This is a genomic window from Bradyrhizobium icense, assembly GCF_001693385.1.
Taxonomy (GTDB): Bacteria; Pseudomonadota; Alphaproteobacteria; order Rhizobiales; family Xanthobacteraceae; genus Bradyrhizobium; species Bradyrhizobium icense.
Window position 1 is genome coordinate 7,077,707 of record NZ_CP016428.1, and the last position, 14,738, is coordinate 7,092,444.

13 protein-coding genes are annotated in these 14,738 nt (G+C 63.4%); 5 read left to right on the top strand and 8 right to left on the bottom strand.

Going from position 1 to position 14,738, the window contains the following annotated elements:
* Nucleotides 1-51: 51 nt before the first annotated feature.
* Nucleotides 52-1,398 (bottom strand): phosphoglucosamine mutase, encoded by a 1,347-nt coding sequence (gene glmM / locus LMTR13_RS32775; protein ID WP_065731365.1) that lies wholly within the window; start codon nt 1,396-1,398, stop codon nt 52-54.
* Nucleotides 1,399-1,610: 212 nt separating this feature from the next.
* A complete protein-coding gene (locus LMTR13_RS32780) occupies nt 1,611-1,790 on the bottom strand; it encodes a hypothetical protein (protein ID WP_065731366.1) in 180 nt (59 codons plus the stop codon).
* 105 nt (nt 1,791-1,895) lie between these two features.
* Here LMTR13_RS32780 and LMTR13_RS32785 point away from each other — a divergent pair, with 105 nt between their 5' ends.
* Together LMTR13_RS32785 and LMTR13_RS32790 are read left to right on the top strand one after the other, a co-directional pair.
* Nucleotides 1,896-3,032: an alpha-hydroxy acid oxidase gene (locus LMTR13_RS32785; protein WP_065731367.1), complete on the top strand. Its 1,137-nt coding sequence runs from the start codon at nt 1,896-1,898 to the stop codon at nt 3,030-3,032.
* A 378-nt stretch (nt 3,033-3,410) separates the two neighbouring features.
* A complete protein-coding gene (locus tag LMTR13_RS32790; protein ID WP_065731368.1) occupies nt 3,411-3,902 on the top strand; it encodes a hypothetical protein in 492 nt (163 codons plus the stop codon).
* A gap of 49 nt (nt 3,903-3,951) precedes the next feature.
* Here the strand turns inward: LMTR13_RS32790 and LMTR13_RS32795 are convergent, their stop codons facing one another.
* The 3 genes from LMTR13_RS32795 to LMTR13_RS32805 form a co-directional block, all read right to left on the bottom strand.
* Nucleotides 3,952-4,578 carry a single stranded DNA-binding domain-containing protein gene (locus LMTR13_RS32795; RefSeq protein WP_065731369.1) on the bottom strand — a complete coding sequence of 209 codons (627 nt, stop codon included), beginning with the start codon at nt 4,576-4,578 and terminating at the stop codon, nt 3,952-3,954.
* Between the two features lie 127 nt (nt 4,579-4,705).
* Nucleotides 4,706-5,539, bottom strand: coding sequence for a shikimate dehydrogenase (locus tag LMTR13_RS32800; RefSeq protein WP_065731370.1), 834 nt, complete (start codon nt 5,537-5,539; stop codon nt 4,706-4,708).
* A gap of 140 nt (nt 5,540-5,679) precedes the next feature.
* Complete coding sequence (locus LMTR13_RS32805; RefSeq protein ID WP_065731371.1) at nt 5,680-7,728, bottom strand: elongation factor G; 2,049 nt, start codon at nt 7,726-7,728, stop codon at nt 5,680-5,682.
* Between the two features lie 495 nt (nt 7,729-8,223).
* On the opposite strand from LMTR13_RS32805, the gene LMTR13_RS32810 reads away from it, so the two are divergent.
* The gene (locus tag LMTR13_RS32810; protein WP_065731372.1) at nt 8,224-9,486 is read left to right on the top strand and encodes a TonB-dependent receptor domain-containing protein; all 1,263 of its coding nucleotides are present in this window, start codon (nt 8,224-8,226) and stop codon (nt 9,484-9,486) included.
* 169 nt (nt 9,487-9,655) lie between these two features.
* Here LMTR13_RS32810 and LMTR13_RS32815 read toward each other — a convergent pair whose 3' ends face one another.
* From LMTR13_RS32815 to LMTR13_RS32825, 3 genes are all read right to left on the bottom strand, one after another.
* The gene (locus LMTR13_RS32815; protein ID WP_065731373.1) at nt 9,656-10,132 is read right to left on the bottom strand and encodes a DUF992 domain-containing protein; all 477 of its coding nucleotides are present in this window, start codon (nt 10,130-10,132) and stop codon (nt 9,656-9,658) included.
* Nucleotides 10,133-10,441: 309 nt separating this feature from the next.
* Nucleotides 10,442-10,957 carry a DUF992 domain-containing protein gene (locus tag LMTR13_RS32820; RefSeq protein ID WP_065731374.1) on the bottom strand — a complete coding sequence of 172 codons (516 nt, stop codon included), beginning with the start codon at nt 10,955-10,957 and terminating at the stop codon, nt 10,442-10,444.
* Between the two features lie 221 nt (nt 10,958-11,178).
* On the bottom strand, nt 11,179-12,381 hold the full coding sequence (locus LMTR13_RS32825) for a pyridoxal phosphate-dependent aminotransferase (RefSeq protein ID WP_065733155.1): 1,203 nt from the start codon (nt 12,379-12,381) through the stop codon (nt 11,179-11,181).
* Between the two features lie 192 nt (nt 12,382-12,573).
* On the opposite strand from LMTR13_RS32825, the gene LMTR13_RS32830 reads away from it, so the two are divergent.
* Both LMTR13_RS32830 and LMTR13_RS32835 read left to right on the top strand, forming a co-directional pair.
* Nucleotides 12,574-13,821 carry a glycosyltransferase family 87 protein gene (locus tag LMTR13_RS32830; RefSeq protein WP_065731375.1) on the top strand — a complete coding sequence of 416 codons (1,248 nt, stop codon included), beginning with the start codon at nt 12,574-12,576 and terminating at the stop codon, nt 13,819-13,821.
* A gap of 188 nt (nt 13,822-14,009) precedes the next feature.
* The gene (locus LMTR13_RS32835) at nt 14,010-14,663 is read left to right on the top strand and encodes a glutathione S-transferase family protein (protein ID WP_065731376.1); all 654 of its coding nucleotides are present in this window, start codon (nt 14,010-14,012) and stop codon (nt 14,661-14,663) included.
* Nucleotides 14,664-14,738: the final 75 nt, after the last annotated feature.

Below are 14,738 nucleotides of genomic sequence, written 5' to 3' on the forward strand. Positions count from 1 at the left end.
GCTGCCGCGCACCGCCGATCAGCGATCACGCATCCTTCGGATAAAACGCGCTTATGCTGCCGCGGCGTGGCCCAGCGCATTGACGATCTGGTCGACGACGTCCTCGACCAGGACACGATCGTCGCCCTCGCCCATTACACGGATGACGGGCTCGGTGCCGGACGAGCGGACCAGCAAACGGCCGTGGCCGTTGAGGCGATTCTCGCCGTCTGTGATCGCCGATTTCACTTCGGCATTGTCGAGCGGCTTGCCGGAGCGATAACGCACGTTCTTCAGGATCTGCGGCAATGGATCGAAGCGGTGGCAGACTTCCGACACCGGTCGGCGAAGCTTTTGCACCACGGCCAGCACCTGCAGCGCGGCGACGAAGCCGTCGCCGGTCGTGGCGTAGTCGGAGAGAATGATATGGCCCGAGGGCTCGCCGCCGAGATTGTAGCCCTGCGCGAGCATCTGCTCGAGCACGTAGCGGTCGCCGACCGGCGTACGCACCATGCCGAGCCCCTGCCCTTCGAGGAAGCGCTCGAGTCCGAGATTCGACATCACCGTGGTGACGATGCCCGGCTTGGCGAGACGGCCCTCTTCGTTCCAGCTCTGTGCGATCACCGCCAGCAACTGGTCGCCGTCGACGACATGGCCGCGCTCGTCGACCAGGATGACGCGATCGGCATCGCCGTCGAGCGCGATGCCGATGTCGGCGCGCATCTCGCGCACCTTCTTGGCAAGCGCTTCCGGCGAGGTCGAGCCGCATTCCTTGTTGATGTTGAAGCCGTCGGGATCGACGCCGATCGCGACGACGTCGGCGCCCAATTCCCACAGCGCCTCCGGCACCACCTTGTAGGCCGCGCCGTGCGCGCAATCGATCACGACGCGCAGGCCGTCGAGCGATAGCTCGCGCGGCAGCGTGCGCTTGGCGAATTCGATGTAGCGGTCGTGGACGCCGTCGATACGACGGGCGCGCCCTAAGCTGGCGCTCTGCGCGAGTCGGCGATCGATCGGCTCGTCGAGCAACTGCTCGATCTGCTTCTCGACATCGTCGGACAATTTGAAGCCCTGCGGACCGAACAGCTTGATGCCGTTGTCCTCGAACAGATTGTGTGAGGCCGAAATCATCACGCCGAGATCGGCGCGCATCGACTTGGTCAGCATCGCGACCGCAGGCGTCGGCATCGGGCCGAGCAGCAGCACGTCCATGCCGACCGAGGTAAAGCCGGCGACCATGGCGTATTCGATCATGTAGCCGGAGAGGCGCGTATCCTTGCCGATGACGACGCGGTGGCGGTGATCGCCACGCTGAAATACCAGGCCGGCCGCCTGCCCCACCTTGAGCGCGAGCTCCGGCGTGATCAGACCATTGGCGCGGCCCCGAATTCCGTCGGTACCGAAATATTTGCGGCTCATGTGACCCCCAGCCAATTCAGGTCTTCTTGAGGCCATCACGGCCACGAATCCCGAACGCCTCCATCGTAGCGTGCTGGGGGTTATAATCCTTCGCCCGCTAAAATGGCTTCAAAAAATATGATGAATCATTACGGCCATTAGTGGTACCACTAACGCATAACCCGTTGTTACAGCATGATATTCTTGTAGAACCACAGCACCGGGTCAAGGCGCTAGCCGCCCCGCTTGACGTGGTGGTCGCCCTTCGAGGGAGGCGGCTGGATGACATTGACCGGGTCGGACGCCGGAAAGGTCTCCTCCAGCCCTTCCTCCAAGGCGTCGTCGAGCCGGCGCTTTTCCTCGCGATCGGCTGGGCCGGTGTCGGTTCGGGTGGAAGTGCGTGGTCCGGCCATGGGATGTCCTCCCGGGAATGGCGCCGCGAGATGCGATTTGGCTGGCCATCCAGCCATGATAGATGACAACACAGCCAAGGAATTCAAGAAGGGGCCGGGACGTCCATGAAGCATATCACCTGCATTGAGGATCTGCGCCAGTTGCACAAGCGCCGGGTTCCCAAGGCGTTTTTCGACTACGCCGACCGCGGCTCCTACACCGAGGACACGCTGCGCGCCAATTCCGAGGATCTGCAGCAGATCAAGTTCCGCCAGCGCATCCTGGTCGATGTCTCCAAGCGCGATCTCTCCGCCACGATCCTCGGGGAACCTGCCGCGATGCCTTTGATCCTGGCTCCGGTCGGCCTGCTCGGCATGCAGCATGGCGATGGCGAAATCCACGCCTGCCGCGCCGCGCAAGCCGCCGGCATTCCCTTCACCCAAAGCACGATGTCGATCTGCTCGATCGAGGATATCGCAGCTAGCGTCGACAAGCCGTTCTGGTTCCAGCTCTACGTGATGAAGGACCGCGGCTTCATTAAATCGCTGATCGAACGCGCGATTGCGGCAAAATGCTCGGCGCTGGTGCTGACCGTCGATTTGCAGGTGATCGGCCAGCGCCATCAGGACATCAAGAACGGCATGTCGGTGCCGCCGGAATGGTCGCTGTCGAAGCTGATCGATTTTGCCAGCAAGCCTTCCTGGGTCGCGGGCGTGCTGCGCGGCAAGCGCCGCACCTTCGGCAACATCGTCGGCCACGTCAAAGGCACCGAGGATCTCACCAAGCTCTCGGAATGGACGGCGTCGCAGTTCGATACCTCGCTGAGCTGGAAGGACCTCGACTGGATCCGCTCGATCTGGCCGGGCAAGCTGGTCCTCAAAGGCATTCTCGACGTCGAGGACGCCGAGGAAGCCGCCAAGACCGGCGCGCAGGCAATCGTGGTCTCCAACCATGGCGGGCGTCAGCTCGACGGCGCCCCCTCGTCGATCGAGGTGCTGCCCGAAATCGTCGATACCGTCGGCTCGAAGATGGAGATCATGTTCGACGGCGGCATCCGCTCCGGCCAGGACGTGGTGCGCGCGCTCGCGCTCGGCGCCAAATCCTGCATGATCGGCCGCGCCTATGCCTATGGCTTGGGGGCCGCCGGCCAGGCCGGCGTCGCCAAGGCGCTCGATATCATCGCCAAGGAAATGCTCACGACGATGGGGCTGTGCGGCGTCAACACGATTGCCGAAATCGACGATCGCGTGCTGGCGGTTTAGGTTGCGCGCTCTTTTGGCCCCGCTCCGGCAGAGAGGGTTGGGTGAGGAGCTTACTATCTTACGCAAGGACCCTTTTCGCTGCCGGACCATAATTTTAGAGGCGCGTGTAACCTGCTCTCTTCCGTCAGCGAACCTTCCCGTGGACTTTTCCATGCCGCCGGCGTCTGCCGAGCGACATATGGTCTTGTGTCAGCAAAATTCTTCGTGGCCGCAACGACTTGGCGCCATCAGGAATTCGGAACGAACTGGAATTGGCCCGGTTGTTCTACTGAATGGACAATAAGATCCATTCGGAATTGATGGAGGACCCTCTCTCGGGAGGATCTGAGAAGGCGCAGCGCTCCCGGGGCGAACGCACATTCGCACAGGAGGAACCGCATGCAGGTACACAATTTAAGCCCCAGCGATTGGGGCAAAGCTGCCGGTGTCGGACTGGCGGTCGCCATTCTCACCGCGGCGTTCATGTTCACAGGCTTCAAAACCGGCATCTCACCACTTCCCGAATCGCTCGGCCTGGCATTTTCCGAGACGCTGCTTGGAAGGGAGTTGCCGCTGCCCGTCGGGCTTCTGTTTCATACAGCATGGGTCACACTGTTTTCAGTGATCTATGTCGTGCTGTTCCGCGATTCGCTGACATTCATGCGGGCCTTCTGGCTCGCGTTCGCGCTGTGGATATTGGTCCTTGTGTTCTTCTTTCCGTTCGTCGGATGGGGGTTCCTGGGTCTGAACATCTCGCCGAAGCTGATCGTAGGCTCCGCCGTGCCGCACCTGCTCTTCGCGGTGCTTCTTTGGGGCTTGTGCAAAATGATTTTCAATGCGCCGCGCGAACAGCCCGCGCATGACGTGCAGCACCGTTATCAGCATCGGTGATGCGAACGGCAAGTCTCGGGGCGCGGACGATACGCGGATATTGCGGGCCTCACATCGGCGGCGTGATGCCGTCGCGGCCGACATTGACGCGCGCGGCTTCGAGCGTGCCGTCGTCCTTCTTCACCGCGCCGAAGATGATGATCTTCGCGCCCGGCTTCAGCTCGGACTTGTCGCCGGCGACGAAGGTAACGATTGGCGTATCCGGCGGCACCACGACTTTCTTTTCGCCGTCCTTGTATCTGACCAAAATATTCTGTCCATCGGTGCCCTTCACCGTCTGGGCGACGGTGGCGTTCGTCATGGTCGAGTTCGGGCGCTGATCCCACGGCCGAAAGCCTTCGGCCGCGCCGCGCTGGTTCTCCGGGAAGATATGCACCGCAACCGCCTTTTGGGTGCCGTCCGGCTCCGGCATGCCGGTGACGCCGATGTAGGAGCCTTCCTTGATCTCGGACAGCGCGGTCTTGGCCACGCCGAACACGGCGACATTGTCGGTGAGACGGACCTTCATGTCGGCGCCCTCGCGCGACTTGATCGACAGCATGGACCCGTCGACCGCCTCGATGGTGCCGCGAATGCGCACCGTCGGTGGCTGCTGCGCCGAGGCCACTGATCCGAGCAGGATGACGCAGGTCAGCGAGGCCGCGAGCGCGCGCGGCCATGAAGAACATTTCGGCATGGTAGTCCTCCCAAAGTTGGATCGGCGCCCAATCCAACGCCAACAGCGGGAGGAAATGCCTATTCCACGACTGGCGCCCGCCTACCGATCATCAAGGCGTGATCGGGTTTAGGCGCGCCAGGGCCGATCATGTATTGGTGAGATCGGCTTCGATGAGCGCGCGAAGCTCCGGCGTCACCTCGGGGCGCCGACCGAACCACAATTCGAAGCCGCGCACCGCCTGATGCAGAAGCATGCCGAGCCCATCGGCGGTCTTCAGGCCGCGGGCGCGTGACGCCGTCAGCAATGGCGTGTCGAGCGGCACGTAAACGAGATCGGCGACGACGGCCTGCGACGGCAACAACCCGATGTCGATTTCGAGCGGCGGCTGGCCTTTCATGCCGAGCGAGGTCGTATTCACCAGAAGCCCGGCGCGCGGCAGGAGATCGCCGAGCGCATCCCACGTCACGGGCAACACGCTCGCGCCGAACTGATCCGCCAATGCGCTCGCGCGCGCCATGGTGCGATTGACGAGATGAATGCGCTTGATGCCGCGTTCGCGCAGGCCAAACACGACGGCGCGCGACGAACCGCCGGCGCCCAGAACCAGCGCATCCTCGCACTTGTCCCAGCCGCTGGCGCAGGCGTCGAGATTGTTGATAAAGCCTTCGACGTCGGTATTGGTCGAGCACAATTCGCCGCCTGCGAACCACAGCGTGTTGGCGGCGCCGACCGCGCGGGCGCGCTCGTCCGGCTTTGACAGCGCAAGCGCGCGCTCCTTGTGAGGAATGGTGACATTGGCGCCGACGAAGCCGCGCAGCGACAGCCGGAAGATGAAATCCTTGAACTCGTCGGGCGGCACCGCCTCGATGACGTAGCCGCCCTCGATGCCCAGCGTCCTCAGCCAGTAATGATGGATCAACGGCGAACGCGAATGCGCAGCCGGCCATCCGATCAGGCAGGCGGCGCGCGGCTTAGGCACGGTCGGTCTCGGTGGAGCGGGCAGGCATGGTTTCCTTCCAAAATTCTTGGAAGGCGATCCATTTCGTGTCCCGCCAGCCGTGTCAAGCACGCGGCCGGTGTTCTCTCCCCGTCCTTCACGGGGAGAGAGAGAGACCAAAGCTACGCCGCGACGCGATGCGCGGCGATGATCTGGTCGGCGGCGCGGCCGGTGACCTCGGCCATGCGGTCGAACTGGCGGGTGAACCCGCCGGCGCCGGCGGTGGCCGAGCGCAACTCCACGATCAGGTCGCCGATCTCCGCCTCCGGCATGGTGGCGCGGACGCAGTCCCATCCCGGCCAGCCCTCGCGGGTATCGAAGCCGAGAATCTGGCCGCGCCGCGCCGACAGGATGGCGTTGATCTTCGCCGTCGCTTCCGTCGGGCAGACGATCTCCACCATGTGGATCGGCTCCAGAAGCACCGGCTGGCACTGCGGCAGCGCCTCGCTCATGCCGATCCGGGCTGCCGTACGGAAGGCGAGATCGGAGGAGTCGACGCTGTGATAGGAGCCGTCGATGAGCGTGACATCAACGTCGATGACGGGAAAACCGAGCGGGCCCTTGGCGAGGCCGTCGACTACGCCCTCTTCCACCGCGCCGATATAATTTTTCGGCACAGCGCCGCCGACCACCTTTTCGTGGAACTCGAAGCCCGAGCCGCGCGGCATCGGCTTGATTTCCAGCACCACGTCGCCGAACTGGCCGTGGCCGCCGGATTGCTTCTTGTGCCGGCCGCGCTGGGTGATCGATTTGCGGATGGTCTCCTGGTAGCCGATCGCCGGCGGCTGCGATTTGACGTTGACGCCGAAGCGGTCGCGCAGGCGTTCGAGCGCGACGCGCAGATGCATCTCGCCCTGCCCCCACAACACGATGTCGTGGGTGCGCTGATTCTGGATCATCGTCAGCGACGGATCTTCCTCGTTCAGCCGCAACAGCGCCTGGCCGAGCTTGACGTCGTCCTTGCGATCGGCAGCCGACAGCGACATCGCCAGTACCGGCGGTGTCGGCGCGATCTGCACCAGCGCCGCCGGCGCGGTCTTGCCGCCGGACAGCGTGTCGCCGGTCTTGATCGCGTCGAGCTTGCCGAGCGCGATCGTCTCGCCGGCGTCCGCCGCGGCGCGCTTGGTATCGTGCCCGCCGTTGACGGCGAGAATGCCGGACACCCGCCCGGCCTCGCCGGAGGAGGATTGCAGCGTCGCGCCGTCGTCGAGATGACCGGCGAGCAGCCGCACCATTGACAGCTTGCCGCCGTGCTGCAGATGTAGCGTCTTGAATACATAGGCCAGCGCTTCCTTTTGCGACGGCACACCGAGGCGCTTCGCGGTTTCGGCCACGCCGGGCGATTCATGCCGCAGCGCCTTCATCAGCCGCAGCACGCCGTTTTCGCGGCTCGCAGCGCCCAGCAGCACCGGACAGATCAAGCCTTCGCGCAGTTCGCGGGCGAGATCGTCGAACACCGCGTCGCGTGGCGGCTGAATGTCCTCCAGCAACTGCTCCATCAGCGCGTCGTCATGATCGGCGAGCTTTTCCAGCATCGAGAAGCGCGCCTCCTTCTCGCGGTCGAGATCGCCGCCTTCCAGCGCGATCACTTCGGAAGGCTTGTGTTCGCGATAAACAAAGGCCCGCTCCAGCGCGAGATCGACAAAGCCTTCGATCAGATCGCCGTTCCAGATCGGAATCTGGCGCAGCACCAGCGGCACGCGCGAGGCCGGCTGCAACGTCGCCAACGTTTCGCGGATGCGCTTGTTGGCGCGATCGATCTTGTTCAAAAACAGGAAACGCGGAATGCCGAGATCTTCCAGCTCGCGCAGGATGATCTGCAGTTGCGGCAGCTTCTTTTCGTCCGCCTCGCAGACCACGACCGCGGCATCGACCGCGGGCAACGCGGCGCGCATGTCATGCGTGAACTCGACCGAGCCTGGACAATCGACAAAGGTGTAACTATCGCCCATGAAGGTGGTGGTGGCGGCGCTCAAGCCCACGCCCATCTTGTGATGGCGCGCTTCGGGGCTGGCATCGCCTACGGAAGTTCCGGCATCGACGCTGCCGGCATTTTTAATGGCGCCCGTTCGCGCCAATATTGCCTCTAACAGTGTGGTTTTACCGCTTTGGAAAGGGCCCACCAGTGCAATGCACCGTGGACCTTGGGGACTTCTGACGTCTTGTCCCATTGCCGCCTCCTTACTTTTGGAGCTCGGCCCGTGATTGGGTCGGCGACCTCTGATGCTCCGCCTGTCGCAACGATTTGGCAAGCGGGAAAACGCGCTGCGGTGCGAGGCGGTACGAGGAGGAGGCGCAGCAGCGTGATCCGGTTTCAGACCGAGCCGTGCGGGAAGTTCCGCCCGGTCTGGAGGCGCTGCTGCGTCCATCCGCATCCCGCCCCCGACGTTCGCCACGACGACCATCGCCCGTCTGAGGGACCGCTGCGCCACCGTCACCGTGGGCGGTCTTAGAACGAAAGTAATGTTGACCCGGTCGCTCTTTGCGCCAGCGCAAAGAGCACCGGATCGTGCGCATCCAGGTTGTGGGCGATCAAGACAGCCCGATTGCCATCCAGATCAACCTCAAAAGTCAGGAGCTGCCCAGGGTGTCGCTTCGGTGACGGCCTGGGCAGACGTGACGATATTCGCGTGGGCAGAGGAATTGTTCGTGACCGAGAGAAGAGTGTGGATTTCGACGGCACCGCCGTGCCTTGTGCCTTCGTGCGGGACACGAGGAACGAAATTGTTGTCGCGGACAGCGTCGGCATTGTTGCTGTCGACTGCTGCCAGCCAGGTCTGCCTCGCGCAATCGGCCAGTCCGTGCTCGGCGGTGCGCTCAATTTCGTCTCGCCGACCGGCTCGACGCAGCCGGGCGCTCAGGTGACGGTGAGCGGCGGAAGCTTCGGTCAGATCGGGAGCACCGGCCAGGCCGGCTTCAAGAAGGACAACGTCGATGGCCTCATTCAATTCGATGCGAGCCGTCGCGACGGCTTTCGCGACTACAATAGCTTCGAGCGCGTCAGCATAAGCGGCAATGTGGGAGTCAAGCACTCGGATAATGTGACCACGCGGTTCTTCGCCGGTTATACCGATCTTGGCTTCGACGTGGCGGGACCGCTGACGAAGAGCGCGATGTATGCCGATCCGCGTCAGGTCCATGGTGGACCGAGCGTCGTCGGCGGCGTCGCCATCAACCCTGGCCCCAACGTGCTGCGCGACAAGCCCCGGCGCGAAGCAAGCCAGTTCCTCGTCGGGTCGAGAACCACGGCGATTTTCGATGCCCACCTGGTCGACGTCGCAGTTGGATACACCCATACCGATGACATGTTCCGGTTTCCGATCTCATCGGGCGTCCGGACGACGGAGGGCGGCGATCTCACCGGGGTGGTGCGGTACGCCTATAGTCCCGGCGCTGCCGTTCTGCCACTGCTGGAGACTACGGCACAATTCTCCGCGGGCTCGGCAGACCGCGAGAATTACATCAACCAGGCCGGATCGACCGGTGCGAAGTTCGGACAAAGCGAGCTCGATGCCACCACGCTTGCGCTCTACTCCGGACTCAACATTCCGATCTGGCCAGCCTTCACGCTTTCACCGGCCATCTCCTATGCCCATGCAACGCGCGACAACGACGATACCTACAGGCTCGCGACACGCCCGACGATCGCCTACAATCCAGCCAATCCCACGATGCTGTTGCCGAACGGCGCGGTGCCGACGCAAAGCACGAGCTACTCGCGCGCTTATGAAGGGTGGAGTCCAAGTCTCGCGCTGTCATACCGGCCCGACAACATCAGCACGGTCTTTGCCGCCGTGAGCGGCAGTTTCGAGCCGCCGACCCATGACGATCTTCTCGCCACCGTGAATGGCCCGCCTAACTCGAGTCCGGGTCGGCCGATGCCGGGCAATCCATTACTGGCGGCGGCGGCCTTCAGGACTATGTCTTGAGCGGCTGCCTCTGGTCGTTCGCGTTCGCGATCTGGCTCGTTGGCTTCGTGCCGCTGCTGCGATACCCGATTGACGAAACGGCACGTCAGGCTTGACGCATTCGCTGTCGACGAGGATTTCCCAAGCCGCCTCGCCGCCACCGCTCCAGCAATGACGGCAGACAGCCTGACTACCGCCCCGGCCGCAGTTCCAGGCTTTCCAGTCCGGCGGCGATACTGACGCCGACCTGGCCCTGCAAGCTGAGCGGCTGCAGCGCGATCGAATTTGCGGAGCCGCCGACCAGCACGTTGCCGCCGACACCGACGCCGAGCGTGGCGCTGCCTTGCGCGCCGACATAATCGCCGGAAAGGCCGCCCGGTCCGAGCCGCACCACCGGCGCGTAGACGACCCACGCGAGCGCCGACTCCTGGGTGATGCCGAGATCGAGCCCCACCTTCCGGATGGTGGCGACATAGCGATCCTCCGGCACGCCTTCGGCGCGCAGCACGCAGCCGAGATGAGTGACGGAACCGACGACGAAACCGACGCTCGCGCCGCCGCGGCACTCCAGCACGCCGACCTGCACACGCTGCTGCTGCGCATTGGCGCCGCCGGATGCAGCCAGCGTGGCGAAAGCGGCAGCGGCAAGGATGAGAGAACGACGCATGAAGTAATCTCCGGAAAAATCGTGAGGCGAGCAAGAATCAAGAACAACGCCATGCCCAGGGCACTCGCCGTTCTATGCCACATCGTCACTGGGCGTGCCACATTGGTTGGAGCTGAAGCAAGCCGTCTCCATTCGCTCGACATTCCGGGACGATGCGAAGCGACGAACTATGGTGCGCAATTGCGCACCTGAGAATCTCGGGATTCTCCGATGCGCAATTGCGCATCGTAGTTCGATGCTGCGCATCGCCCCGGAATGGCATCAACAAAAAGGCCCGCTTGCGCGGGCCTTTTCCTTAACGTGTCATCCTCAGCCGCGGCGGTGATGGCGGCGGACGTGCCGGCGCGGACCGTTGCCGTAGAAGGGCTGCAGCTCAAGGCCGGCGATGCCGGCGGTGACGTTCAATCCGGTCTGCCCCTGCAGGCTGATCGGCTGCAGCGCGTAGGCATTGGCGGGACCGCCCACCAGGAAGTTGCCGCCACCGCCAACGCCGATCGATGCGTTGGCGCCGACGCCCCCATAGCTGCCGGCGAGTTCGCCGCGCCCGAGCCGGCTGTTCGGCGCACTCACGGCCCAGGACAACTGGGTCTGTTCAGTGACACCGAGATCGAGGCCGATGCGCTGCACCCTGGCGATGTAGGGTTCAGGCCGGCGGCCTTCGCTGCGGAACACGCATTCGAGGCTGGTCACCGAGCCGACCACGAAGCCGACATTCTGGCCGCCCTGGCATTGCAGGATGCCGGCGCGCACCGGCGGCGCCGCGTCAGCGCTTGCAATCGGCGCGATCAGTGCCGCCGTGGCGAGTGTCAATGTCAGAAGGCGCATGTGTCCCAGTCTCCGCATGTTGATGAACAAATTCAGCGGAGCGGACAGGATGGAAGCGCCGTGTCGAAAACATGGCGCTTCTTCGAGAAGCCGTCAAAACATTGCGCAGTCGTTCACGCGCGATGTGATTTGACGGCCGTCCTTTTGACGCGATTGTTCGTTGCGAACCGCAACCCGTCCCGCATCAACTGCGGAACGGGCTTGTGCCGCGAAAACGCTTCCTATCGCAAATTGCCGCAAAAGCGCTGGATGCGCTTGCAGGCGTCTTCGAGGTCGGAGGTTTTGGTCGCGTAGGAAATGCGGAACGCCGGGCCGAGACCGAACGCGGAACCCTGCACGACGGCGACGCCTTCGCTCTCCAGAAGCTCCGTGACGAAGTCTTCGTCATTGGCGATCACCTTGCCCGAGGGCGAGGTCTTGCCGATGGTGCCGGCGCAGGACGGATAGACGTAGAACGCGCCTTCCGGCCGCGGGCATTCGATGCCCTTGGCCTGGTTCAGCATCGACACCACGAGGTCGCGGCGTTCCTTGAACACCTTGTTGTGCACGGGGATGAAGTCCTGCGGACCGTTGAGCGCCTCCACGGACGCCCACTGCGCGATCGACGACGGGTTCGAGGTCGACTGCGACTGGATCGTCGCCATCGCCTTGATCAGGTCGGCAGGGCCGCCGGCATAGCCGATGCGCCAGCCGGTCATGCAATAGGCCTTCGAGACGCCGTTCACCGTCAGCGTGCGCTCGTAGAGTTTCGGCTCGACCTGCGCGGGCGTTGCGAACTGGAAGTCGTCGTAGACCAGGTGCTCGTACATGTCGTCGGTCATCACCCAGACATGCGGATGCTTCACCAATACGTCGGTGATCGCCTTGAGTTCGGCGCGCGTGTATGCAGCACCGGTCGGGTTCGACGGCGAGCACAGGATGATCCATTTGGTCTTCGGCGTGATCGCCTTTTCGAGATCCTCAGGCCGCAGCTTGAAACCGCTCGACGCCGGGCACACGACGGGGACCGACTCGCCACCGGCGAGCGCCACCATTTCCGGATAGCTGACCCAGTACGGTGCCGGGATGATGACTTCGTCGCCGGGGTTGAGGGTTGCCATCAGCGCGTTGTAGAGCACCTGCTTGCCGCCGGTGCCGACGATGACCTGGTTCGGCTTGTAGGAGAGCCCGTTCTCGCGCTGGAATTTGGCGATGATGGCTTCCTTCAGCTCCGGAATGCCGCCGACGTCGGTGTACTTGGTCTTGCCCGCCTCGATGGCGCGGATCGCCGCCAGCTTGATGTTGGCGGGCGTGTCGAAGTCCGGCTCGCCGGCGCCGAGGCCGATGACGTTGCGCCCGGCCGCTTTCAGCGCGCGCGCTTTATCCGTGACCGCGATCGTCGCGGACGGCTTCACACGGGCGAGCGAGGCAGACAGGAAGGGCATCATCATCTCCTGGCAAACGTCGTGACCTCAAGAATTCACGACTCTTTTTGATGGGAACGCCGCACCCTAAAGTGCTGCGCGCTGCCCCGCAAGAAGCTTGGCCGGATCAAGGCCAAACTTTAGGGAACGTTAAAGCGGGCTCGGTACGGTCGGAACAATACGGCGCAATATTCGTAAAAATCCAGCGGTGAAATGACTCATATCTGGCAAAGGTTGCGAACCGGCGATTGGCTGACGGCGGCGCGCATGCGCGGTTACAGCCTGCTGCTGCTCGCCCTCTTCGTCCTGGTATTTGCCGGATGGATCGCGGTTTCCGATGGCCTGATCGACCGCAACGGCAAGCCGATCGGCACCGATTTTTCCAGCTTTTACGCGGCCGGTTCGCTCGTCCTCGATGGCCGGCCCGGTGACGTCTATAATATGGCCGCCCATTACGCCCGTGAGCAGCGGATCTTCGGCGCGGCCACACCCAACTACGGCTGGCTGTATCCGCCGATCTTCCTGTTGGTGGCGACCCCACTTGCGTTGATGCCCTACATCATGGCGCTGGCGGTCTGGCAAATCAGCACCTTCGCACTGTATTTGTCCGTGATCGGCGCCATCCTGCGGCGAATACCGGGCAACGTGATCGGCCCTATATGGCTGCCGATCGCCGCCGGATTTCCCGCGGTCTTCATCAATCTGGGACACGGCCAAAACGGGCTTCTCACAGCGGGACTGTTTGGCGCTGCCTTGCTCGCGTTGCCCGCCAGGCCGGTCCTGTCCGGCATCTTGTTTGGTGCGCTCGCCTACAAACCCCAATTCGCGCTGGTGGCACCCTTCGCGTTGCTCGCCGCAGGTCAGTGGCGCACCGTCGTTGCCGCCGGCATCACCGTGGTGGCGCTGATGGCCATAACAAGTCTGATATTTGGCGCCGATCTCTGGCTTGCTTTCGCCGCCTCTACCGAGACGTCGCGCAGGCTGCTGATTGAGCAGGGCAGTGTCGGATTCGAAAAACTGCAAAGCGTTTACGCAGCGGTGCGAATGTGGGGTGCTAGCGTCCCGGTCGCCTACGCCGCCCAGGGCGCAGTGTCAGCCGCGGTCGTGTGCTGCACCGTGTGGGCATGGCGTTCGGCTTGTAACCCCGACGTCAAAGCCGCACTCCTCGTCATCGCGACATTGCTGGCTTCACCGCACGTTCTGGATTACGACCTCGTGATTCTCGCTTTGGCGATCGCATTCGCGGTCAGAGCCGGCTTTGCCGGTGGCTTTCGCGACTACGAGATCAGCCTGCTTGCCGCGGCCTGGATCGCGCCGCTGTTGTCGCGCAGCATCGCCGGCGCCACTTACATACCCCTCGGTCTGCTCGCGGTGCTGGCCTTCTATGCTTTCGTCCTCCGGCGCGCGACCCTCGATCGCGGACAACTCCGGGTCGGCGCGCCAGGCGTCGCGCAAGCGTGATCTCAATTGTTCCGATGTGCAGATAGAATCATTCTGCGCGCGTGCAGTGCAGTAAAGGTTTTCGACTTTTTCCATTCCTCGGGTCTTGCGACGCATTCGTATCGGCATCATTGTTTAGCCGCGTTGCGGCGCGAAGGCTTTCCGCAATTCGCTTCTGTGCGCCTCTCGACCCTGTGAACCCAACGACGATGTACAAGCTCTATTCGATGCAGCGCTCCGGCAACAGCTACAAGGTCCGCCTTGCGCTGGCGCTGCTCAACGCGCCCTATGAGGCGATCGAAGTCGACATTCTCCGCGGCGAAAGCCGCACGCCGGAGTTTCTGGAGAAGAATCCCAGCGGACAGGTGCCGCTCCTGGAAGTCGCCGAAGGACGCTACCTCGCCGAGTCGAATGCCATTCTCTGGTATGTCTGCGGCGGCACCTCGCTGGCGCCGGAGTCGCGGGTCGAGCGCGCCGAAGCGCTGCAATGGATGTTCTTCGAGCAGCACGCGCTGGAGCCCAATATCGGCGCCGCCTATTTCTGGCTGTCGCTGGTCAAGGGTGGCCGCGACCTACAGACGCATGCGCTGGAAGACTGGATGGAGCGCGGCTATGCCGCTCTTCAGGTGATGGAAAACCATCTCAAGACCCGCGCCTATTTCGCGGCTGGACAACTCACGGTCGCCGATATCGCACTGTACGGCTACACCCACGTCGCCGACCGCTGCGACTACGACCTCACGACCTTCCCCGCCATCCGCGCCTGGCTGCGGCGGGTCGAACAGACGCCTGGTTTCGTCACCATGGACTGGCGGCCTCAGGCCGAGGTCGACGACCAGGCCGGCATGGCCGCCGGCGCATAACCGCCCTCGCCTTCTCACTTTCGCGCGAGCACGCCGGCAAAGGTTAATAATAGCGGGCATAACGTTAACCTTTGC